This window comes from Streptomyces vietnamensis, assembly GCF_000830005.1.
Classification (GTDB): Bacteria; Actinomycetota; Actinomycetes; order Streptomycetales; family Streptomycetaceae; genus Streptomyces; species Streptomyces vietnamensis.
In genome coordinates, this window is record NZ_CP010407.1 from 802,473 (window position 1) to 822,665 (window position 20,193).

The 20,193-nt window shown below is 75.7% G+C and carries 14 protein-coding genes; 7 read left to right on the top strand and 7 right to left on the bottom strand.

Going from position 1 to position 20,193, the window contains the following annotated elements:
* Nucleotides 1–114 precede the first annotated feature (114 nt).
* On the top strand, nt 115–1,104 hold the full coding sequence (locus SVTN_RS03450; RefSeq protein WP_052498925.1) for an AIR synthase-related protein: 990 nt from the start codon (nt 115–117) through the stop codon (nt 1,102–1,104).
* Between the two features lie 53 nt (nt 1,105–1,157).
* On the opposite strand, the gene SVTN_RS03455 is transcribed toward SVTN_RS03450, so the two are convergent.
* Complete coding sequence (locus tag SVTN_RS03455; protein ID WP_078908172.1) at nt 1,158–2,543, bottom strand: MFS transporter; 1,386 nt, start codon at nt 2,541–2,543, stop codon at nt 1,158–1,160.
* 244 nt (nt 2,544–2,787) lie between these two features.
* On the opposite strand from SVTN_RS03455, the gene SVTN_RS03460 reads away from it, so the two are divergent.
* Genes SVTN_RS03460 through SVTN_RS03475 form a run of 4 tightly spaced genes read left to right on the top strand, consistent with a single transcriptional unit; the run spans nt 2,788 to nt 10,628 of the window.
* A complete protein-coding gene (locus SVTN_RS03460) occupies nt 2,788–3,798 on the top strand; it encodes an AfsA-related hotdog domain-containing protein (protein ID WP_099055156.1) in 1,011 nt (336 codons plus the stop codon).
* Between the two features lie 10 nt (nt 3,799–3,808).
* Nucleotides 3,809–6,505, top strand: coding sequence for a BTAD domain-containing putative transcriptional regulator (locus tag SVTN_RS03465; protein WP_041127751.1), 2,697 nt, complete (start codon nt 3,809–3,811; stop codon nt 6,503–6,505).
* The gene (locus SVTN_RS03470; protein ID WP_245727428.1) at nt 6,502–8,793 is read left to right on the top strand and encodes an ATP-binding protein; all 2,292 of its coding nucleotides are present in this window, start codon (nt 6,502–6,504) and stop codon (nt 8,791–8,793) included. The genes SVTN_RS03465 and SVTN_RS03470 overlap by 4 nt, the downstream gene beginning before the upstream one ends.
* Nucleotides 8,790–10,628 carry an AMP-binding protein gene (locus SVTN_RS03475; protein ID WP_245727429.1) on the top strand — a complete coding sequence of 613 codons (1,839 nt, stop codon included), beginning with the start codon at nt 8,790–8,792 and terminating at the stop codon, nt 10,626–10,628. Before SVTN_RS03470 ends, SVTN_RS03475 begins: the two co-directional genes overlap by 4 nt.
* 27 nt (nt 10,629–10,655) lie before the next feature.
* On the opposite strand, the gene SVTN_RS03480 is transcribed toward SVTN_RS03475, so the two are convergent.
* Together SVTN_RS03480 and SVTN_RS03485 are read right to left on the bottom strand one after the other, a co-directional pair.
* Nucleotides 10,656–11,621: a polyprenyl synthetase family protein gene (locus SVTN_RS03480; RefSeq protein WP_245727430.1), complete on the bottom strand. Its 966-nt coding sequence runs from the start codon at nt 11,619–11,621 to the stop codon at nt 10,656–10,658.
* A gap of 257 nt (nt 11,622–11,878) precedes the next feature.
* A complete protein-coding gene (locus SVTN_RS03485; protein WP_078908173.1) occupies nt 11,879–14,617 on the bottom strand; it encodes a helix-turn-helix transcriptional regulator in 2,739 nt (912 codons plus the stop codon).
* A 409-nt stretch (nt 14,618–15,026) separates the two neighbouring features.
* Between SVTN_RS03485 and SVTN_RS03490 the strand changes: the two genes are divergently transcribed.
* Nucleotides 15,027–15,698, top strand: coding sequence for a 4'-phosphopantetheinyl transferase family protein (locus SVTN_RS03490; RefSeq protein WP_041127752.1), 672 nt, complete (start codon nt 15,027–15,029; stop codon nt 15,696–15,698).
* Between the two features lie 67 nt (nt 15,699–15,765).
* Here the strand turns inward: SVTN_RS03490 and SVTN_RS03495 are convergent, their stop codons facing one another.
* Nucleotides 15,766–15,975, bottom strand: a complete 210-nt coding sequence (locus SVTN_RS03495) for a hypothetical protein (RefSeq protein ID WP_041127753.1) — start codon at nt 15,973–15,975, stop codon at nt 15,766–15,768.
* Between the two features lie 186 nt (nt 15,976–16,161).
* Here SVTN_RS03495 and SVTN_RS03500 point away from each other — a divergent pair, with 186 nt between their 5' ends.
* On the top strand, nt 16,162–17,196 hold the full coding sequence (locus SVTN_RS03500; RefSeq protein ID WP_041127754.1) for a LuxR C-terminal-related transcriptional regulator: 1,035 nt from the start codon (nt 16,162–16,164) through the stop codon (nt 17,194–17,196).
* Nucleotides 17,197–17,217: 21 nt separating this feature from the next.
* Here SVTN_RS03500 and SVTN_RS03505 read toward each other — a convergent pair whose 3' ends face one another.
* From SVTN_RS03505 to SVTN_RS03515, 3 genes are read right to left on the bottom strand one after another with little or no spacing between them, the layout of a single operon-like run.
* Nucleotides 17,218–18,066 (bottom strand): 4'-phosphopantetheinyl transferase family protein, encoded by an 849-nt coding sequence (locus SVTN_RS03505; RefSeq protein WP_041127755.1) that lies wholly within the window; start codon nt 18,064–18,066, stop codon nt 17,218–17,220.
* Entirely contained in the window at nt 18,063–18,299 is a 237-nt protein-coding gene (locus SVTN_RS03510) for a phosphopantetheine-binding protein (protein WP_041127756.1), read from the bottom strand. The genes SVTN_RS03505 and SVTN_RS03510 overlap by 4 nt, the downstream gene beginning before the upstream one ends.
* The gene (locus SVTN_RS03515) at nt 18,296–20,191 is read right to left on the bottom strand and encodes an HAD-IIIC family phosphatase (RefSeq protein ID WP_041127757.1); all 1,896 of its coding nucleotides are present in this window, start codon (nt 20,189–20,191) and stop codon (nt 18,296–18,298) included. The genes SVTN_RS03510 and SVTN_RS03515 overlap by 4 nt, the downstream gene beginning before the upstream one ends.
* Between the last annotated feature and the right edge of the window lie 2 nt (nt 20,192–20,193).

Genomic DNA, 20,193 nt, shown 5'->3' on the forward strand with positions numbered 1-20,193 from the left:
CCGGCGACAACGAGGAAAGGGGTGATTAGGGGTCCCCTATCCCGGGTGCGGGGGCGCCGGTTCCGCGGCGGCGGACCGTACCCTCGGGCGCCCGGCGAAGGAGGAGACCACCCCATGGCGCACGATCGGCAGACGGGGCTCGACGACGATCCCGCAGCCCTGGTCATCGAGGAGCTCGGGGGCCTCGTCGGCGCGGCACCCGCCGCACCGACGGGCTTCGCCCCGTCCGTCGTCACCGGCACGTACGTGTGCGATCCGCCGTTCTTCGGCGGCGCCGATGTCGGCCGGCTCGCGGTGAGCGGCGTGGTGAACTCCCTGGCCGCGGCCGGAGCACGGCCGCGGACCGTGGCCCTCGCGCTGACCGTGGAGGCGGGGCTGCCGCGGCAACTGCTGCGCCGGCTCGCCGAGTCGCTGCGCGACACCGTCCATGAGTCCGGGGTCACCGTCGCGGCCGTCCACGGGCGGGTGGTACGGGCCGGGGACGCCGACCGGGTCTACGTCACGGCCACCGGAATCGGGACCGCCGCCCCCTGCCCGCCGGACGGGGCACGTCCGGGCATCCGGCCGGGCGACCGGGTCCTGGTGACGGGCCCCCTCGGGGACCACGAGGCGCATCTGCTGTCGCTGCGCGCGGGCCTGGGTTTCGAACACCATGTGGCCAGTGGCTGCGCGCCGTTGACCGGTCTGCTCGACACCGTCCGCGCGGGCGGGTACGAGGGTGCGGTACGGGCGGCCGCCGAGCTCAACGAGGGCGGACTCGCCTCCGTACTGCGGTCCTTCGGGGCCCGGGGACGCGCCGGCATCCGGATCGACGGGGACGCGCTGCCGGTGCGGGCCGAGACGCGGGTCGCGCTCGAGACCCTCGGCATCGCCCCCTGGGACGCGGCGAGCCCGGGCAGCCTCTGTCTCGTCGTCTCCCCGGAGGCCGCCGCCGGCGTCCTGGCCGCGCTGCGCTCCCACCGGTACGGCAGGTGGGCCGCGCTCGTCGGCCGTGTCACCGCCCCCGCGGAGCGGCTCGCCGGGCCCGTGGAGGTACGGGACGCGGACGGCACGGCGCGCGCCCTGCCGGCGCCGGTGAACGCGCCCGCACGGCGGCTCTTCTAGGCGCCGGAGGCCCATCGGGCGCGTCGGCTCTTCTCGTTGCCGCGGTATCCGCTCTAGTTGCTGCGGTATCCGCGCAGCGACACCGCCGCGATCGCCGTCGCCAGCACGGGGACCACCGCCATCCCCACCAGGATGCCCAGTTCGGCCAGGGACGTCTGCTCGACCGCCCGGCCGCTGTCCGAGGACAGATAGCCGAAGGCCTGCAGGACCAGGGCGAAGAGGAACGGACCCACGGCCAGGCCGACGGCCTCGCCCGTGGAGAACAGCCCGGCGAGCAGGCCTCCGCCGCGCGTGCCGGTGCGCTCCGCCGCGCGGGCGATGCACTCCGGCAGCATGGCGTACAGGAACAGCAGCTGTCCCGCGTGTCCGGTCCCCGCGAGGAGCATCCCGGCGAGCACCACCGGAACCGGCACCGGCAGCACCGGCGCCACGAGGACGAGCACGCATCCCGCCGAGAACAGCATGCAGGAGGCGGTGTAGGCGCGGCGGCCGCCGAGCCGGACGCCGAGCCGCGACCAGACGGGCGTCGAGACGAAGTTCGGCGCGACGAAGCAGGCGACGAGGGCGCCGGTCCATCCCGCGCCGCCGAGGACCTGGCGGGCGAGGTACGGCGCGCCGGCGAGCAGCACTCCGGTGGCGACGGTCTGCACGGTGGCCGCCCGCAGCAGCGCCATGAACGGCGCGTCGCCCCGCGCCACCCGCAGCTGGCGCAGGAGGCTCGGTTCGCTCGCCAGGACCGGTCCCGGCCGGGCGCCGGCGGTGCCGAGGAAGACGCCGAGGGCCCCGGCCGCGATCACCGCCGCGCCGAAGAGCCCCGCCCAGCGGTGGCCCGCCACTCCCCCGCCGCCCGCCTCGACGAGCGCGGGCGCGACGGAGCCGGCGACGAGCGCGGCGATGCCGATCACCGCGACGCGGCCCGCGGCGAGCCGTACCTGGTCCCGGCGGTGCGCGCCGAGTTCGGCCGGCATCGCGGCGTACGGGATCTGGAAGAAGGCGAACGCGGTGGCCGTCAGCAGGAAGCCGCCCTCCGTCAGCCAGGCGCCCGCGGTGCCGTGCGCGAGCCCGGAGAACATCAGCGCGAACGCCGCGGCCATGGCGAGGCCGCCGCACAGGACGTACGGGCGGCGGGCGCCCCAGCGCGATCGCGTCCGGTCGCTGACCCTGCCCACCAGGGGGTTGAGCACGGCCACCCAGGCCTTGGGCAGGAGCACGGCGAGACCGGCGGCGGCCGCCGCGACCCCGAGGGTGTCGGTGAAGTACGGCAGCAGCAGGAGCCCCGGCAGGGTGGTGAAGGTGCCCGAGGCGAGGGCGCCGACGGCGTATCCGGTGCTCACCCGCCGGGGCAGTCCGGCCCCTGCACCCGGGTGGGCGGGGTCCGCCGCGGGCGGGACGCCCGGCCGGGCCGGCGCCTGGGCGCCCTCGACAGCTGCGGTGGTCATCTGGCTCCGCCTTTCCTCGACTCGCGCGGGCCCGCCCGGGGGGCGGGGGAATCTCCCGGGCGGGGCCTGCACCCCACTGTCCGGCGGTGCGGTTGGGTTTCGCTAAAGAGCGCGGCGCCCCGGCCTGCGCGGACCCGGCAGAACCGGTCGTGCAGCTTGCTGCCACCGTGCCGTGCTGGCGGGCGGCTCGGCGCCCGCGCACCCTTGATCGAGAGCGCGTTCGACGCCGTATCGAGGGGGCACCATGACGGACGCCATGACGGCGGGGCACAGGCCCGCGACGTACACCCACGGGAACGAGGCCGCACCGTTCGGCACCACCCGTCATCTGATCCACTGCCCGCTGTCGTGGGACCGCTGTCTGGACGCACCGGGGGTCGGCGAGGAGCACTTCGTGATCGCCGACCACCTCCCCGACGGGCACCCCCTGTTCAACGACGGGCCCGGTTCGTTCCACGACGTCCAGGTCGTCACCGAGTCGGTGCGGGAGATCGGCGAGTTCGTCGGGCACCGCTACTTCGGCGTGCCGCCGGAGCGTCCCGGCCTCTTCCACGCGTACGGCCTCGACCTCACCGACCTCTCCGCCTGGCGCACCGGCCCGGACGGCGGCAGCCGGCTCACCACCCGGCTGCGGGCGACCCCCGTCCACGTCATCAACGGGGTGCCCCGCGGCCTGACGTTCCACGTCGAGGTGAGCATCGACGGCCGCCGCTGCGGCACCGGATCTGCCGGCGTCGTCTTCCTCGCGCCCGCGCTCTACCGCAGCCAGCTCGGGTACGCCCGCCCCGCCGAGGCCGCGCCGCCGGAGGAGGACCGGGCGCCGCACCGGCCCCCGGTGCGTGCCGACGCCGCGTCGGTCGGCCGCTCCGACCCCGGGAACGTGCTCGTGGGCGAGGCCGAACAGCTCTCGGGAGGCCGTCTGTCGGCCCGCATCCTCACCCAGGGGCTCGGCGCGGTCTTCGCCGGGGCGGACGGCCGGCTGCCCGGACTGCACCTCCTGGAGTCGCTGCGCCAGACCGCCCTGCTCGCCGCAGGACGCGCCCACGGGCTCGTGGCGGGGCGCAGCACCCTCGCCGCCTCGCAGGTCCAGTTCCGCGGCTCCGCCGCGACCGGCGCCCCGCTGCGCTGCGTCGCCGTGCCCGGCCCGCTGGAGCGGGACCCGGCGGGCCGGCCGTCGCTGCCCGTCACGCTCACGCTCACCCAGGACCGCAAGGCCGTCGCGGAAGCACGCACGGTCGTGGTCCAGGACCTGTGAGGGACCATCCATGAGATTCCGGATCCTGGGCCCCCTCGAGGTCGTGGGCGACCCGGGCCCGGCCTCCGCGGGAGCGCGTACGCCCGGTCCCCCCAAGGTCCGTGCCGTCCTGGGCACCCTGCTGGCCAGGACCGGGGAGATCGTGCCGGTCGACGGCCTCGTCGACGAGCTGTGGCCGGACGGCCCGCCGCGCACCGCCCTGACCACCCTCCACGTGTACGTGTCCCAGATCCGCAAGGCGCTGTCCGCCGCGGGGCCGCGCGACGGCCGGGAGGTCCTGGAGACCCGGCGGCCCGGCTACGTCCTGCACACGGCGCCCGGCGAACTCGACCTGGCGGTGTTCGAGGGCCTGCGCGAGCAGGGCCGCGACGCGCTCCGGGACGGCGACCACGCCCGCGCCGCCGCCCTGTTGAGGCGGGCCGAGGAGCTCTGGCGCGGCCCGTTCCTGAGCGGCACGCCCCGCGGCCCGCTCCTGGAGGCCACGGCCGCCCGGCTCGAGGAAGCCCGTCTGGAGACCGTCGAGCAGCGCGTCCGGGCCGACCTCCACCTCGGCCGCGCACGGGAACTCGTCACCGAACTGCGGTCCTTGACCGTCGAGCATCCGCTGCGCGAGGAGCTCCACGCCCTGCTGATCACCGCGCTCCACCACGACGGCAGGCTGGCGGAGGCCCTGCACGCCTACGCGCAGGTGCGCCGCCGGCTGGTCGACGAGCTCGGCGCCGAACCGGGCGCCCGGCTGCGCGGGCTCCATCAGGAGCTCCTGAGCACCCAGGACGAGCCGCTTCCGCCCGCCACGGCGACGCTCCGCCCGCTCACGGCCTCCGCCTCGCCGCGGACCGCCGTGCTGCGGGGGCTGCCGGCGCCGGACGAGGGGTGGGTGGGCCGCGAGCACGAACTCGCCCTCGTGGAGCAGGCGTTGACGGAGTCCCGCTCCGGCGGGTGGACCGCCGTGACCGGCCCGCCGGGCTCCGGCAAGACGGCCCTCGCGGTGGCGGCGGCCCGGCGTGCGGCCGACGCGTTCCCCGACGGGGTGCTCTTCCTCGGTCTGCGGCCGGACGGCGGCCCGGCCCTCGACCCTGCCCTCGCCCCTGCGGCCGGTCCGACCCACGACCCCGCTCTCGGCCCCACTCTCGGCCCTGCTCTCGGTCCGGCCCACGGCCCCGCTCTCGGCCCCGCTCTCGGCCCGGCCCACGGCCCCGCTCTCGGCCCGGCCCACGGCCCCGCTCTCGGTCCCGTTCTCGGCCCCGCCGAGGCGGCCGCCCGGCTGCTGCGCCTGGCGGGGGTGCCGGTCGACCCGGCGGTCGACCCGGCGGCCGACCCGCTGGAGGCGCTGCACCGCCTGACAGCGACGCGCCGCGTGCTCCTCGTCCTGGACGACGCCCCGTCCGTGGCCCATGTGCGGCCCCTGCTGCCCACCGGCGCGGGCAGCACCGCCCTGGTCACCGGGCGGTTCCTGCCGGACGGTTCGTCGGGGCTCCGCTCCGTGCGCCTCGGCCCGCTCGAACAGACGGAGGCCGAGGAACTGCTCGCCGCCGCGGGCCCCACGGCCGCCGCGGAGATCGCGCGGCTCTGCGGCCGGCTCCCCCTGGCGCTGCGGGCCGCCGCGCTCCAGCTCTCGGCCCGCCCCCACTGGACGGGCGGGACGCTCGCCGGGCGGCTCCGGGACGAGGCGACCCGCCTGGACGTCCTGCGCGTCGGCGAACTGGACGTACGGCAGCGCCTGACGAGCGCGTACGAGACGGCTCCCGCGACGGCGCGTGCCGCGTTCCGACTGCTCGGCGTCCTGCCCCCCGGGCGGTTCGGGCCGCGCACGGCCGCCGCCGTCCTGGGTCTGGGGCCCGGGGCCGCCGCCCCGCTGGTGGAGTGCCTGGTGGACCACCATCTGCTGACGGCCCCCGCCCCGGACACGTACGAGCTTCCCGAGCTGCTCCGGCTCCTCGCCGCGGAACTCCTCGCGGCGGAGGACCCCGAGGAGTCGATCCGTGCGGCGAGGGTGCGGATGTGCGAGGCCTCCGTGGAGTCCTTCGGGACGCCGGCCGCGCCGCCGCTCACCGCCGAGGACCTGGACGCGCCGGCGCGGATCGTGCGGACGGCGCACGGCGCCGGTCTCTGGCCCCTCGTCGTGCGGCTCGCCGACGCGCTGACGGACGACCTGGAGCGCACCGCCGCCTGGGACCTCTGGGAGGAGACGCACACCTTGGCCCTGGACGCCGCCCACCGGGCGCACGACGGTGCCGCGCACGCGCGGATGCTGCGCAAGCTCGCCGACCTCGCCTGGCAGCAGCGTGCCGTCGAGCGGTCCGCGGAACTGTACGGAGAGGCCGCGCGGCGGGCGGAGGAGGCCGGCGAGGCCGACGAGCGGGCCCGGTCGCTGGCCGGTCTCGCCGAACTCCGCCTGGACGGCGGCCGGGTGGAACGCGCCGCCGAGCTGGTGCGCAGCGCCCTCGACGCGGCGGCCGCCGGCGGTGCGGCGGGCCGCTACGAGACCCACCGGGTCCAGGCCCTGGTGGCGATCGAGACCGAGGGGGCGGGCGCAGCGGTCGGGCCGCTCACGGACTGCCTCGCCCTCGCGACCGTCCTCGGCGACCGCCGTCGCGAGGCGTACGCGCGCCGGGCCCTGCGCCGTCTCGACGGCCCGCCGGGCCCGCTGGAAGTGCGGCCGGGAGTGTGGCGGTGGCGACGGGACCGGCGACGGTGGGTCCGATGAGGGGGAACGAGATGCTGCTGTCGGAGCGGGCCACGGCGACCGTCGACGCACACCGGCCGCAGGGCCGGGGCGGTGCGCTGGTCGGCCGGGCCGAGGAACTGGCGGCCCTGGAAGGACGTCTGCGCGATCCCGGCGTCCGTCTGCTCACGCTCATCGGTCCGGCGGGGGTCGGCAAGAGCCGTCTGGCCGCCGCGGCCGCCCACGCGGTGACCTCGCCCGGCGCCCCGCCCGTGCCGGGCGACGTCTTCGACGCCGTACGGACACCCGATCCGGCCGATCCCGGGTCCGTCGCCGACGCGGTGGCGGAACTCACCCGTGCCCCCGGGCGCTCGCTGCTCGTCCTGGACGGCTGCGACCACGAACTGCGGCCGTCCGCCGACGCGGTGGCGGCGCTCCTCGACGGCGGGCCCGGGATCACCGTGCTGGCCACCGCGCTGGAACCGCTCGGGGTGTACGGCGAGCAGCTCGTACCGGTGGCGCCGCTCCCGGTCCCCCGGCCGGCCGACCGGGAGGATCCGCACGCCCTCGCGCGGGTGGCGTCCATGGAGCTGTTCCTGCGGCGCGCCGCCGAGGCGCGGGCCGGGTTCGCCCTGACGGAGGAGAACGCCGGGGACGTCGCGGATCTGTGCGTCCTCCTCGAAGGCCTCCCCCTCGCGCTCGAACTCGCCGCCGCCCGCTGCCGGTCGTACCCGCCGCGCTCGCTGCTCTCCCGCATCCGGCGGCGTCCGGTCGCGCTCTCCGGCGGTCCGGCCACCGCACCCGAGCGGCACCGGTCCCTCGCGGCACTGGCCGCCTGGGGCTGCCACGGGCTGACGCAGGGTCAGCATGCCCTGCTGAGACGGCTTTCCGTGTACGAGCCGGGGTTCGGGCCGGTCGCGTTCGACCGGCCGGACGAGGAGCACCTGGACGCCCTCCTCGACCGGGGCGTGCTCGCGCTCGTCCCGGACGGACGCCCCGGCGAGCCCGGGTACACCGTGCCGGAGCCGTACCGGTCGTACGGCCGCGACAGCCTGGAGGCGGAGGGCCGGCTCGACACGGCGGCGGACGACCACGCGGACCGGTACGCCCGCCTGGTCTCCGCCGCCGCACCGCGCCTCGGCGGCACCGACCAGGCGCACTGGCTCGGCGTCCTCGCCGCCGAGACCCCCAATGTGCTCGCCGCGCTCGACCGGCTGTGCCACCGGGGCGACGAGGGGACGGCCGCGGCGACCGCCGTCGCTTTCCGGGAGGTCTGGCTCGCGCGGGGACTGCTGCGCGAGGGGACGGCCCGGTGCGACCGCCTGGCGCAGGACGGCCGGGGCGTTCCCGAGGCGACGACGGCCCGTCTGATCGACCTGTCCGGCGAGCTCGCCGCCGCCCGCGGCGACGCGTCGGAGGCGGTACGACGGCACCGTTCCGCCCTCGCCCTGTGCAAGCGGCTCGGCGACCGCCGGCAGACGGCGCTCGTCACCGCCCGCCTGGGAGCCGCGCTGCTCGCGGACGGTGACGCGCACGGCGCCCTGGCCGCCCTCGAGCCGTCGGCGGCCACCCTCGAGTCGCTGGGCGCCGCCGGGCCCGCCGCCCGCACGGCCGTCCCGCTGGCCGGGGCCCTGCACGCCCTGGGCCGCAGCCGCAAGGCACGGGAGACGCTCGACCGGGCGCGCGAGGAGCTGCGGCGTCTGGGCGACGGGCGGGGCCTCGTCGAAGCGCTCGCCCGCTCGGCCGAACTGAGCACGGGACCGGAGCGGCGGGGTGCCGCCGACGGGTTCCTCCGCGAGGCCCTGTCCCTGTGCGCGGAGACCGGTGAGCTCACCCTGCTCCCGTACGTCCTGGAGCTCTTCGCCCTGCACGTCCTGGACACCAGCCCGGCCCAGCAGCCGCGGGTGGTCCGGCTGATCGCCGGGGCCGAGGGCCTGCGGGAACGCCTGGGCACCCGCGCCCCGGAGCCTCGTCGGGCCGCGCTCCGGGAAGCCCTGGACGGGCTGCGCGCACGCCTCGGCCGTACCGCGTTCTCCACCGCCCGGGCGGAGGGCCTGACGCTGGACGCCGACGCTGCCGTACGCGAGGCGCTGTCGGCTCCGGCCCCCGCGCGGGGGTCGGACGACACGCCCGCCGCCGAGAAGCAGTCGCTCACGCCCCGGCAGATCCAGGTGGCGATGCTGGTGTCGGAAGGGCTGACGAACCGCCAGATCGCCGCGAGGCTCGGCCTGTCCGAGTGGACCGTGGTCAACCACGTCCGTCAGGTCATGCGACGCCTCGACTGCTCCTCCCGCGTCCAGGTCGCCTGGGCCATCGGGAAGTGGGCATGAACAGCGCCCCCGGCGGCATGAACAGCACCTCTGCCGACACGAACAGCACCCCTGGCGGCCTGAGCGGCGCTCCCGACGACGTGCGGAGCGCACCCGGCGACGTGCGGAGCGCCCTCGCGGCGCTCGTCCCGCCGGAGGACGTCGCGAACGCGTTCCGCTCGCACGGATGGTGGCGTACGGACACCTTCGCCACCGACCTGCGGCGCGCGGCGGCCCGGTTCCCCCGGCGGGCCGCGATCGTGCAGCACCGCACCCACCGGCCCGCCGGACGACGGACGACGACGCTGGACTACGGACAGCTCGACCTGTACGTCGACCGCTTCGCCACGGCACTGGCCTCGCTCGGGATCCGGGCCGGCGACCCCGTCGCCTACCAGCTGCCGAACCGCTGGGAGACCGCCGCCCTCTTCCTCGCCTGCCTGCGCCTGGGTGCCGTGGCCGTCCCCGTGCTGCCGACCGTGCGGGCGCGCGGGCTGCGGCGCGTCCTGGAGGCGACCCAGGCGCGGATCTGTGTGGTGCCCGAGGTCTGGGACGGCTACGCCCACGCGGAGGCACTGGCCGACAGCGCCGCGGAGCTGCCCTGGCTGCGCCACCGCGTGGTCGCCGGCGGGGCGGACGCACCGGGGGTCCCGCGGCCGGCCGGTGCGATCGACTTCGAGGCGTACTTCCTCCGGACCCCGCACGAGCGCGGTCCCCACGGCCGGCGGTCCGTGTCCCCCGACGACCGGGCCGCCGACCGGATCTGCCTGATGGTCACCGTCATGGGGACCGGGGAGTCCTTCCGTACGGTCTGCCACACGGCCAACACCCTGTACGCCACGATCAGTACGCAGGACGACCGGACCGGACCCGGCCGGCGGGCCGGCGAGGTCTTCTACTCGGCGCTGCCCCTGACCTCCCTCGCCTCCCTCCTCTACACCGTGTGCTGGCCCCTCGCGGTCGGCGGCACCGGGGTCCACGAGGACGTGTGGACGCCCGGCGGCTGCCTGGACCTCATGGACGCGGCACGGGTCGACCAGGCGTACGCCTCCCCCGCCCACTGGGCCGAGGTGCTCGCGACCCAGCGCCGTCGCCCCCGCGCGCTCGACTCCCTCCGGCTGGTCCTCTCGGGCGGCCGGACGGGCACGGCGGACCACCTGCTGGCCGGGCTCCCCGACGCGCTCGGCGCCTCCGTACGCGTCGTGTGGGGTGCGCCGGAGCTCGGGATGGGGACCCTGACCAGGGGCGACATCCCCGCCGAACGCGAAGGGGCGAGCGACGGCATGCCCCTCGCCGGCCTGGAGGTCTCGCCGCTGCCCGGGCGCGGCGAGCCGTCCCCGGGGGCGTCGGCGCTCCGGGTGCGCGGCCCCCACGTCTGCCTGGCGACCTGGCGGCACGGCGATCCCGCGCCGGTGGCCACCTGGGGCGCCTCCGGGGGCTGGCTGGACACCGGGGACCTCGCGCGGCCCGACGGGCTCGGCGGCATCCAGGTGACCGGACGGGCCGGGACCCGGACGGGCGCGCTCTTCATGGTGCCGGTGGACCTGGTGGAGCGGGACCTGCTCGCGCACCCCGGTGTCGCGGAGGTCGCGGTGGTCGGCCACACCGACCAGGAGCTCGGTGAGCGGCCCTGCGCCGTCGTGGTCCCCGCCGTCGAGGAGGCACCGCCCTCGCTCCTCGAGCTGCGCGGGCACCTGACGGCCCTCGGCACCGGCGAGGCCTCCCTGCCGACCCGCCTGGAACTGGTCGGCTCGCTGCCGCGCGACGAACTCGGAGCGGTACGCCGGGACTGGCTCCGCTCCTGGCTGGAACGCCTGCGGCCGGGGCAGCCGCGCACGGTGCCGACGGGGGCGTAGGCAAGGGTCCGCGGTGCCGGCCGGTCGTCAGGCCGCGGTGCCGGACGCGCGGGTGGCGAGGGAGGCGAGTTCGGTGCGCCAGGCGACGGGGAGCGGGGCCCGGTGGGCGACGGCTCCAGCGGCGGTGGCCAGCTCCGCGGCCAGCTCGCGCGCCTCGCGCCGCTGCCGGTCGTCGAAGAGCAGCTCCCGCATCAGGTCCGCGCCGTCGCCGAAGTCCGGTCCGCCCGTGAGGAAGCCGTGCAGCCGCCAGGCGGCGTGGACCTTCGCGCCGTAGGCTCCGTAGGCCTCGGCGAGGTCGCGGCGTCCGGCGAGTTCCGCGCCGAGCAGCAGGGGCTGGGCCACGGCGTACCAGCCCGCCGCGCAGCCGCCGGCGCAGCTCCCGGCGACGCAGGATCCCGGCCACGGGTCGTCGCGGTAGGCGGCCCGCGCGGCGGAGGCGCCGTGCGCGCCGAGCACGCGCTCCGTGCGCAGTCGCTCCCACCTGGTCCTGGCCGGCGCGGGCAGGGTGGCGCCGAGCCGGTCGGCGAAGGTGAGCGCGAGGTCGCCGGCGAGGACGGCGGTGTGCACGCCGAACCGCCGGGACTCGCCCTGCCAGCCGTTGCGCTCGTGTTCGGCGGCGTGGCTCACGTGGAGGGTGGGCAGGCCCCGGCGCAGCACGGCGCCGTCGCGGGTGTCGCCGCGGATGGTCCAGCAGGTGTCGAGGAGTTCCAGGGCCGCCGCCGCGTCCACGGCCGCCGGGGCGTCCGGGTCCCCTCCGGCGGCGAGGTAGCCGGTGAGGAGGAGGACGGGGCGGATGCGGTCGCCGCTGCCGCGGACGATCGTCGCGACGTCGCTGATCAGGGCCGCCGCGTGCCGGTCGGCGACGGCCCAGTGCCGGTGCTCGGCCGTGAGCAGGTCGCCGATCCTCGTCTCGACCCGGTCGAGCACCCGGTCGCGGATCGTCGTGGGTGCCACGGGTGCGGTGGTGTGCCGGGCCGGCCGTTGCTGCGTCATGGTGCTTCCCCTCACTGGGCTGCGCTCATGACCCAGCCTGCGGGGGCGGGGTGGCGCGGCCCAGCCGAGGGGCGTCCGCGCGGGGCGGTCCGCGGGCCGTGGCGGGCGGGAGGGGCAGGGACCGGCCGGTGCGCCGTGGCCCGGCCGGTCGCCTTGCCATCCCCTTGCCATACGGCTTGTCGCACGGCTTGTCGTACGACGGCGGGCGCCCTGCGGCGGCGGGCCGGGACGCGGCGCCGGGCCGGGCCGGCAGGCCGTCAGACCTCGGCGGCGATCAGCTGGAGCTCCACGGGCAGGTCCTGCCGGCGGGTGATGCCGAGCTTGCGGTAGGCCCGGGTCAGGTGCTGCTCGACGGTGCTCACCGTGATGAAGAGCTTCCCGGCGATCTCCTTGTTGGTGTCGCCGCGCACGGCGAGGGCGGCGACCCGCCGCTCCGAGTCGCTGAGCTGCTCGGCCCGTTCCGCGTGCGAGGCGGTGACCGCGGGGGGCGCCGGGGCCGGCGGGGCGCCGACGAGGGTGATGGTGTTGCGCAGCGGATGGGCGCCGCACTCGTCGGCGAGGTGCCAGGCCGTCCGGTTGACCATGGCGGCCCGGGCCGATTCCCCGCCCTCCTGCAGGCAGGCGCCGAAGTCGCCGAGGGCGCGGGCCAGTTCGTAGCGGTCGCCGGAGCGTCTCAGGGCTTCGGTGGCACGGGCGAGGATCGCCTGCCGTCTCCTGGGTTCCTGGCCGGTCGCGCGCAGCCGCAGGGAGATGCCCTGCACCCAGGGGTCGGCCGCGTCTGGGGTGGCGAGCTGCTGGGTGACGAACCGTTCGGCCTGGGCGTCCTCGCCGAGCCGGTGGAGGGCCTCGGCGGCGTCCGTGCGCCAGGGCAGGACGACGGGCCGGTCCAGGCCCCAGCGCCGCATGCGCCGGCCGATCTCCAGGAAGTCGCCGAGGGCGGCGTGGTAGCGGCTGGTGGCGAGGTGGAACTGGCCGCGGGCGCGCAGGTAGGAGAGTCCGTGCACGCTGTCGAGGGCGGTGTCCGGCAGCGGGCGGGCCAGCTCCGCCGCGACGCTGTCGGTACGGCCGAGGGCGAGCCGGGCCCGCATCAGGGTGCCGGCGACGCCGCTCGTGAGGGCGCTGCCGGGCCACTGGGGCACCGCTCCCAGTGCGGCGAGCGCCTCCCGTTCCGCTCCGTCCAGGTCGCCCTGGCGCAGCAGGGCTTCGGCGTGCAGGGCGCGCAGGAGCACGGCCCAGCCGGGGGCGGAGTGCCGTTCGGTCTCGGCCACGAGGTCGCGGCACCACGGCAGGGCCCTGGCGGCGCCGCCGAGGTAGAGCAGGGTCCTCAGGGCCTGCACGGTGGGTTCGATGGTGGCGCGGCCGGAGGCGGCGCCCCGCAGGAAGGCCTCGGCGGCGGCCGCCGCGGCCGGACCGCCTTCGGGCAGGTGCCAGAGGGCCGTGGGCGGTCCGGCCGGTTCCCGTGCCGCCTCCCGGAGCCCGGGTCCTCCGTCCTCCTCCGACGGGGCCCGGTGCCCGCGGGTGCCGGTCCGCCCGGGGAAGGCCGAGAGGCCGTCCGTCGGGTCGGTGTCCGCGCCGCCGGCGGGCGGCGTCCGGCGGGCCTGGGACCAGGTCCCGGCCGCCTGCCGGTCGGTGGCGTCGAGCAGTCCCAGGACCTCGTCGGCCTCGTCGAGCCGGCCCTGGCCGATGAGCAGCCGGGCCAGGGCGCCGATCCGGCCCGGCCCGGGCCGGACGGAGCGGACGGTCTCCAGGGCCTCGGTCGTCCGGAGTTCCGCGTCGCCGGGGTCGATCCGGGCGGCGGCCTCGGCGAGGCGCAGGCGGTTGTCGAGGTGTGCGTCGGCGCCGACGACGCCTTCCCCCGCCAGTTCCAGGCAGGCGAGCGCGCTGCGTGCCCGTCCCGAGGAGAGCAGTTGTGCGGCGGCGCTCTGCAGGAGCGGTACGGCCCAGTCCGGGGTGGTGTCCCGGGCCGCGACGAGGTGTTCGGCCACGACGGGGGCGGCCGCGCCGGCGTCGCGGGTGACGGCCGCGGCCCTTCGGTGCAGGGCGGTGCGCTCGGCCGGCGTCATGCGGTCGAGCACGGCGGCCCGTGCGGCGGGGTGCCGGAAGCGGGTGCCGTCCAGGAGGCCGGCGGCGGCGAGGGCCTCGGCCGCCCGGGCCGTGTGGGCGACCGGTTCCCCGAGGAGCCGTGCGGCGGTGTCGGGGGTGGCCGGTTCGTCGAGTACGGCGAGCGCGTTCGCCAGCCGGACGGTTCCGGGGCCGTTGCGCTGCAGGCAGGCCAGTACCGCGTGGCCGAAGGCTCCGTGCGGTCGCGGTTCCCGGTCCTCCCCCGCTCCGCGGAGGTCCTGCAGGAGTGCCCGCAGGAGCAGCGGGTTTCCGCCTCCGGCGCGGTGCAGCCGGGCCGCCTCCTCCTCGGCCTCGATGCCTTCGCCCCGCAGCAGTTCGCCCACCGCGTCGCGGCTCAGGGGTGAGAGGGCGAGGCGTACGAGTCGTGGAAGCCGTATCAGTTCGGTGCCGAGCAGGGGGTCGATGTCCCGGCCGTCGAGGCGGCGGGCGAGGACCACCAGGACTCCCGCCGTCCCGGCGGCCCGGGCGAGGTGCAGCAGGTACTGGCGCGACAGGTGGTCGGCGTGCTGCCAGTCGTCCGCGCAGATCGCGACCGGGCCCGTCGCGGCCAGTCGGCGTACGGCGGCGCTGAAGAGTTCCATCGACTCGCCGAGTCCGCCCGCCCCGTCCTGGCGGGGGTCGAGCGCGCCGGGAGGTGCCCCGGCGGCCAGCTGGCTGAGCACGCCGAGCGGCAGGTCGGATTCGGCGGCCGATCCCGTGGCGCGCAGCACGATGCCGCCGTGCGAGGCGACGCGTTCGGCCGTGAGGGCGAGCAGTTCGCTCTTGCCGCATCCGACGGGTCCCTCGACGAGGACCGTGGTCCCGCGCCCTGCCGCGCAGTCGGCGAGCGCGGATTCCAGTGCTTCGTGTTCCGCTGCTCGTTCCACAAGATTCATGAAGCGCCCCCGCTATCACACAACTACCGGTCGGATCGCATTGACCGGCCTCTCCGGCCGTTAATGCGTCACCTCGGAATTATGCGATTCGGCCACGGCCGGACATTGGCTCCGGACGGTGGCCGCAAGCTGCACGGCAGCAATTGCCCGCCGCCCGGCCTCCCCGCTTTTCACCCGGTGGGAATGGGCTGCCGGGGCCGCATATGACAACCCCATGGCAAGGTCCGGCCGGCCGGCTGCCCGGTGCGCGGCAGGAGCGGTCGGTCCGTGCGCGGGGCATGGCAGCGGGGTGGCGGATCCGGCCCCCGACGGCGGGTGGTGGTGGTCGCGGGCCCTGTCGCCGCTCGCCGGGCGGGCGGGGTGCCGCGAGCGTGGAGAACGTCCGTCACGTCGAGGAATCGGGGACTCCATGCTCGCCTCTCTGCTGCCGCCCCAGGTCGCCGCCGTCGAAGTCAGAAGCGACCCGGCGGGTTTCGCGCTCTATCCCGAGGAGGAGGACTGCGTCCGTGACGCGGTCCCCAAGCGCCGGGCCGAGTTCGCCGCGGTCCGCTGGTGCGCGCGGGTGGCGATGGCCCGTCTCGGGCTGCCGCCGGCTCCGGTCGTCCCCGGTCACCGGGGTGCTCCCGGCTGGCCTCCGTCGCTCGCCGGCAGCATGACGCACTGCGCCGGATACCGGGCGGCGGCCCTCACCCGGCGTTCCGACGTCGCGTCCGTGGGCATCGACGCGGAGCCCGACGAGCCGTTGCCCGAGGGGATCCTGCAGGTCATCGCGCTGGAGGAGGAGCACCGTCAGGTGGCCGGGCTCCTTCGGACGCGTCCCGGGACGTCCTGGGACAGGCTCCTGTTCAGCGCCAAGGAGTCGGTCTTCAAGACCTGGTATCCCCTGACGGGTCGTGAACTCGGCTTCGAGGAGGCACTGGTGACCCTGGATCCGGTGGAGGGGTCCTTCCGGGTGCGCCTCCTCGCGGACGCCGGCCCGCTGGGGGACGCTCCGCGCGCGTTCGCCGGCCGGTGGGCCGCCGAAGGGGGTGTCCTGGTGACCGCGATCGCGCACACCGCGGACGTGCTGGTCCCGGCATGACGAGAGGCTCCCCGCGCGGTCACTGCGGAGAGCCTCTCGTCTCATCTGCCCTTGCGGGGGCGGGACATCAGGTCCAGCGGTCGTCCTCCGGGCGGGCCGCCGTGCACGAGACGCCGATGCCGGACAGGTCGATCTGCACGCCCGCCGTCACGTCGGCGAGCACGGACTCCGAGGAGGTCGCCGCCTGCGCGCCGCCCGCCGCGAAGAGGCCGGCCATGACCGCCACGACCGCCGCACCCATGACGCGCTGCCCGATCCTCTGCACGGAAATCCCCATGTCTTCTCCCCCAAATGGTCAAGAGTATTCAAAGAGGCATTGATTGAATGGTCCACTAATGAACCCTGGATCGCCGCCCCGTCCGTCGGAGATCACCTTGCCCTGCGATCACCTCGATGACCAAGCTCGAGACGGTGGCGTAAAGTTGCATGACAACAAATTCGCCGGACCGGGGGAGCGGTACAGATGGGCAGAAGAGAGGATTCCGCTTCGGGCTTCGCCGAGTTGGACGACATCAGCGCCAGCGCCTACGGACAGGCCGTCCGCATCGGGATGTTCGACCACGAGGCCATCGCGGAGCACCTCGCTCTCGGCCCGGCGGAGATCCGCCGCACCGAGCAGATACTCCGTCATCTGAAGCTCCTCCAGCCCATGCCGGGCGACCCCTCGGTCCTCGTGCCGGTCGGACCGGACGTGGCCGCCGCCGACCTGGTCGGCGCCGCCGAGCGTCAGATACGGGACCTCCAGCACGCCGTGACGGACGTGCGCACCAAACTGCTGTCCCTGACCCCCCTCTACTTCGAGGGCCGCCGCGAGCGGAACCGCGTGGAGGCCTTCGACCTCATCAGCGACCCGGGACTCGTCCAGTCGATGATCGACGAGCGCCGGCAGCAGTGCCGCAGCGAACTGCTCATCATCCAGCCGGGCGGCCCCCGCCCCGCCGAGGTGCTGCCCGCGGCGCGGGAGGCGGCGCAGGAGATGCTCGACCGGGGCGTCCGGCTGCGCACCCTCTACCAGCACACGGCCCGCAGCGACCTGCCCACCCGGGCGTACGTGCGCGATGTGACCGAGGCGGGCGCCGAGGTCCGCACCGCCGACGAGGTGATCGACCGCATCTTCATCTACGACCGGGAGATCGCCTTCCTCCCGGAGCGCGTGGACTGCCAGGAGCAGACGCCCGGCGCCGCCGTCGTGCGCGAGCCCACGCTGGTGTCGTTCCTCTGCTCGGTCTTCGAGTACCTCTGGGACGGCGCCACGCCCTTCGTGCCGGACATGTCCAGGACGCCGACCACCGACGACGGGGTGAAGCACTCCATCCTGCGGCTCATGTCCAAGGGGTACAAGGACGAGATGGTCGCTCGGCGGCTCGGCATGTCCGTCCGCACCTGCCGGCGCCACATCGCCGAGATCACCGAGGAGCTGGAGGCGACCAGCCGTTTCCAGGCGGGCTTCAACGTCGCCATGTCCGGGATGCTCAACAGCATCGGGGACCTGCTCTGAGGGTGCGCCCGCCCCGCCCGGCTACGCGGGCCCCAGGGCCTCGACGACGGCCTCCGCGCAGTCCCGGTCCAGCATCGTCGTGATGTCCGTGTCCGCCGAGGAGCCGAATCCCGCGTCGTAGACCGCGGCGCTCACGCAGTACTCCTCGTCGATCACGAAGGTCCTGAACCCCCACTCGTCCCCGGTCCCGGTCGTGCCGTCCGGGCGCTGCACCTGGACGGGACGGCCGTCGGGCCCGAAGCCGAACTCGGTGAAGCGGAAGTTCATCCCCTGCCCGATCGCCTTGCTGTACGCCTCCTTGAGGGTCCACAGGCGCACCAGGCTGGGATTGCGCTCCGGCTCGTCCAGCTGGGCCAGCGTGATCAGCTCGTACGGGGTGCACACATGGCGCCCGAGACCGCCGCCGTACATCTGCCGGTCCACCCGCTCGGCGTCGACGCCGATGAGTCCGCGCGTGGTGAGGCCGACCAGGAGCAGGTCGCCCGTGTGGCTGAGGCTGATGTCGACCTGGTCGCAGCCCCGCAGATAGGGCCGGCCGGTCGGACCGTACGCCAGCTCCAGCTGCTCGGGCGCGCTGCGCAGCACGGCGCCCGCCGCGCACTTGAGGAGGATCCGCGAGGCCGCGTAACGCCGGCGGACCTCGGCGTGCGCCAGTTCGAGATAGCGGGACCAGTCGCGGCCGAGGAGCTCGCGCAGCTCCTCGCCCTCCGGGACCCGCGCCCCGAGGCCCGAGAGCCGGGCCCACAGCAGCGCCGAGCCGCTCTGCCGCAGGTCCTGCCGCACCTGCTCCCAGGCCGCGTCGGAACAGTCGGCGACCTCCACCGGGACGGTGAGCGGCGGCCCCACGGCCGCGCCTCCGGGGACGGTCATCCTTGCTCCTTCACTAAGGCATAGATCTGTTCGAACGTCCGGGCTTCGAAGAGGGGGCGCACCGGGAGCCGGCGTCCCGTCTCCTCCTCCAGCACGGTGACGAGTTGCAGCAGCAGCACGGAGTCCCACTCCGGCACGTCGGCCAGGTACGTACCTGCTCCTCGTTCCCGCAGGTCAATGGAGAACTCATCATGGAGCAGAAGCAGGAAGTCGTCGAGGTTCCGTGGATTCACGCCGCTCCTCCCCCGGCCGGATTCGATCGTGTGCGGAGGTGTGCGGGCATGGCCGGAATCATGATCAAGTCGTGCGCGAAGACCGTCTCTCCTGGCCGGCGGAACACTTCTGCGAATCCCATCGAGGGGTAGAAGTCCGCCGCCCGCCCGTTCTTGGGCGTGGGCACGTACCGGGCCCTCACCTCCGTGCAGCCGGACGCGCGGGCCAGCTCCAGGGCGTGCCCCAGGAGCGCCTGTTCGATCCCCCGCGCCAGCACCCGACAGCTGAGCCACACGTTCTCGACGTCCAGCGCGTCCCCGGTGCGGCGGGCGAGCAGCGCGCCCACCAGGCCACTGTCCCCGAACCGGTCGGCCGAGCGGACCGCGAGCAGCAGTTTGCCATCGTGTCCGGAGGCCGCCGCGGAGACCTCGGCCTCCGTCATCCTCCGTCCGGCCAGATTGAACCGGTTGGTGCGCTGGGTGAGTTGGGCGAATCTGGCCTGTTCGTGTCTATGCGGCGGGCCGACCTCCACCTCGATCCCGAGGTCCCGCAGGAAGTCCTCCGCCGCTCCGGTCCTCAGCCTCAGTTCACGGCGTCCCTCCTCGGCGCGATAGCGACGGTTCCGGTCCCGGTCGTCCTCGGTCAGGCTCACGCGGTCGAACCAGCCGTCGCGCAGCAGCCGGGAGACGTGCGCCGCCGGTTCGTCGTCGAGCCGTACGACGGCCGCCTCCGGCACCGCCCGCCGTACGCGCGCGCATTCCGCCGCGGAATCGTCCACGAACACGAGCGCGTCGGTCCCGAGGCCCAGGTGCCCGGCGATGTCGAGGAGATGCCCGTCCTTGGGCTCCCAGTCGGCGTCGATCCGTACGAAGTCGCCGTCCCTCAGCCGCATGTCCGGATGGTCGCGGAGGGTGGCGACCGCCTCGTCCCGGTCGTTCTTGCTGCTCACCGCGAGCAGGACGCCCTGCGAGGCCAGCTGTTTCACGACGCGCTGGAAGGCCCCGAAGGCCTCGCCGCGGTCGGTGCCCGCGGCCGCGACCCCGTCGGGTCCGTCCTCGGCGAGCACGCCGTCCCAGAGCGTGTGGTCCAGGTCGAGCACCAGGCACTTGCGGGTCGCCCCGCGCAGCGAGCGCGCCAGATGCGCCGCCTCCCGCGCGTAGGCGGCCAGCAAGGGGGTCCCGAGGCGGGCCCCCGCGTAGTGGGCCAGCCGGAGGTCGTGCACGGGGCCGCCCTCGGCGACGAGCGGGTCGAGGTCGATCACCACGAGCCCGGGTGCCGTCGCGGACATGCGCAGCAGCCTGCTGTTGAAGTCGCGCCACACGGACCCGAGTTCGGCCCTGGAGCGGTGATCGACCAGCTGGTGGCTCCAGGAGCGCGGCAGGGGGACCGTGTTGAGCACGAGGGTGCCCCCGGACAGCGCCGCGTGGGCGGCGGCGACGTCGGCGAGGAGGCGCAGCGCCTCGTCCGCCGCCCGCTCCACGTCCTCGGGCCGCCACACCTCGGGAACCCGGGCGAGGACGGTCTCGGCGTCGAGGAGGCACAGGGCCAGGTCGTGGCCGGCTCCGGCGAAGCGGCCCGCCGGGTCCGTCAGGTCGTGGACGTACGCACCGTGGTCGCCGAGGACCGGCCGCAGCAGGATGCCGTGCCTGGCCAGCTCCGCCGTGAGCGGATCGACGACGGGGGCCACCGTGGACTGTCCGGTGATCGCCACGGTGACGACGGGCGTCGCCGGATGACGGGCGAGCACCCGCCGCGGGTCCACTCCCGCGAGCAGCCGTCCGACCCGCCGCAGCGCGACGGCGTCGTCCTCGATCTCGGCCCGTCCGAGCAGGGCGGCCACGGAGTCGTAGGCGGCCTCCAGGCCGCCCTGTGCCCGCAGTTCGCGCAGCTGGTCGAGAGCGTTCGTCTCCATGT

Bases quoted from the DNA above. Each gene is read 5' to 3' on its own strand.
- SVTN_RS03495 (WP_041127753.1), bottom strand. From the start codon at position 15,975: ATGGGGATTTCCGTGCAGAGGATCGGGCAGCGCGTCATGGGTGCGGCG.
- SVTN_RS03465 (WP_041127751.1), top strand. From the start codon at position 3,809: ATGAGATTCCGGATCCTGGGCCCCCTCGAGGTCGTGGGCGACCCGGGC.
- SVTN_RS03515 (WP_041127757.1), bottom strand. From the start codon at position 20,191: ATGGAGACGAACGCTCTCGACCAGCTGCGCGAACTGCGGGCACAGGGC.
- SVTN_RS03460 (WP_099055156.1), top strand. From the start codon at position 2,788: ATGACGGACGCCATGACGGCGGGGCACAGGCCCGCGACGTACACCCAC.
- SVTN_RS03480 (WP_245727430.1), bottom strand. From the start codon at position 11,621: ATGACGCAGCAACGGCCGGCCCGGCACACCACCGCACCCGTGGCACCC.
- SVTN_RS03450 (WP_052498925.1), top strand. From the start codon at position 115: ATGGCGCACGATCGGCAGACGGGGCTCGACGACGATCCCGCAGCCCTG.
- SVTN_RS03505 (WP_041127755.1), bottom strand. From the start codon at position 18,066: ATGACCGTCCCCGGAGGCGCGGCCGTGGGGCCGCCGCTCACCGTCCCG.
- SVTN_RS03470 (WP_245727428.1), top strand. From the start codon at position 6,502: ATGAGGGGGAACGAGATGCTGCTGTCGGAGCGGGCCACGGCGACCGTC.
- SVTN_RS03455 (WP_078908172.1), bottom strand. From the start codon at position 2,543: ATGACCACCGCAGCTGTCGAGGGCGCCCAGGCGCCGGCCCGGCCGGGC.
- SVTN_RS03490 (WP_041127752.1), top strand. From the start codon at position 15,027: ATGCTCGCCTCTCTGCTGCCGCCCCAGGTCGCCGCCGTCGAAGTCAGA.
- SVTN_RS03475 (WP_245727429.1), top strand. From the start codon at position 8,790: ATGAACAGCGCCCCCGGCGGCATGAACAGCACCTCTGCCGACACGAAC.
- SVTN_RS03485 (WP_078908173.1), bottom strand. From the start codon at position 14,617: ATGAATCTTGTGGAACGAGCAGCGGAACACGAAGCACTGGAATCCGCG.
- SVTN_RS03500 (WP_041127754.1), top strand. From the start codon at position 16,162: ATGGGCAGAAGAGAGGATTCCGCTTCGGGCTTCGCCGAGTTGGACGAC.